The 1,032-nt window shown below is 56.6% G+C and carries 1 protein-coding gene and 1 pseudogene; both read left to right on the top strand.

Features of this window, described 5'->3' with window-relative positions; all coding sequences use genetic code 11:
* Nucleotides 1-429: HAD-IA family hydrolase (locus tag ACLFKU_RS43570; protein ID WP_410853372.1), on the top strand; the 429-nt coding region annotated here is incomplete at its 5' end.
* Between the two features lie 37 nt (nt 430-466).
* Nucleotides 467-1,032: pseudogene (locus tag ACLFKU_RS43565) on the top strand (glycosyl transferase group 1); the annotation flags it as partial.

Raw genomic sequence — 1,032 nt, 5'->3', positions numbered from 1 at the left:
CTCTCGCCGGAACGAGAAGCGGCCCGCATCGCAGACTATGAGGTCCAGGTGATGGATCTGCTCCGACCAATCGCAGGCGCCGCCGAGTTCTATAGCTCGCTCACCGCTGGGAGGCGATCTGTCGTCACCTCTTCGTCACGGGTCTCGGCTCTTGCCCGCCTCAAGGCGGCCGGAATCTCCCGCCCAAGAATCATGATTGCCGCTGAGGACGTAAGGCAGGGAAAGCCGAATCCGGAACCCTATCAAGTGCTGTTGCGGACGTTGCAGATTGCCCCGGAACGGTGCTTGGTTTTTGAGGACTCCAGAGCCGGAATTGAAGCGGCAACCACTGCTGGTTGCGACTGCGTAGGCGTCGGACCTAATGCCAGCGGCCACCCCGACATCAGGGGCTGGATTGAGGATTTTCGCGAGATGACCTTTCTAATCTGACGCCGGCCTCCGCTTTCCGGGCCGAAAGGACGACAAGATGAAAATATCAACGGAATACCGCACACCACTGTTTGATGAGGTGTTGATACGCGGCTCTGTCCTTGAGCACTACGTTGCACAGCAGGCAGACTATGAGGGACGTGTCAATGAACTGTTGCGTTCGTCGGGCACAATGCGCGACAGGGTCGGTGATCGTTGCATCTGGCAAGTCAATTCCACCGCGTTTGGTGGTGGCGTCGCCGAAATGCTTCCACACCATATATGCCTCCTCCGGGAACTTGGTTTCGATGTTCGCTGGCTCACTTTTAAACCGAACAAGGAGCAGTTTTTCCAGTTCACCAAAGGCGTTCACAATTCTCTTCATAATACCGCAGTAGCCGGTCTCGATGACCTGTTGCCGCACTATCTCGATGTTTCGAGGCAGGGTGCAGCGGAACTGGAAGCAATCATCGGACCTAATGACCTACTGGTCATCCATGACCCACAGCCACTTTGTGCTGCTTCGCAATTCCTGGATTCTCATCCGCACCCAGCCATCTGGCGATGCCACATCGGCTATCCAGAACGCACCCCGACGGTCGACAGGATATGGGCACTTCTCGG

The organism is Paraburkholderia sp. EG304 (assembly GCF_046543485.1).
In the GTDB taxonomy this organism is placed as follows: Bacteria; Pseudomonadota; Gammaproteobacteria; order Burkholderiales; family Burkholderiaceae; genus Paraburkholderia; species Paraburkholderia youngii.
The sequence above is the reverse complement of the archived record's forward strand: the minus strand, read 5'-3'. Positions and strand labels throughout refer to the sequence as shown.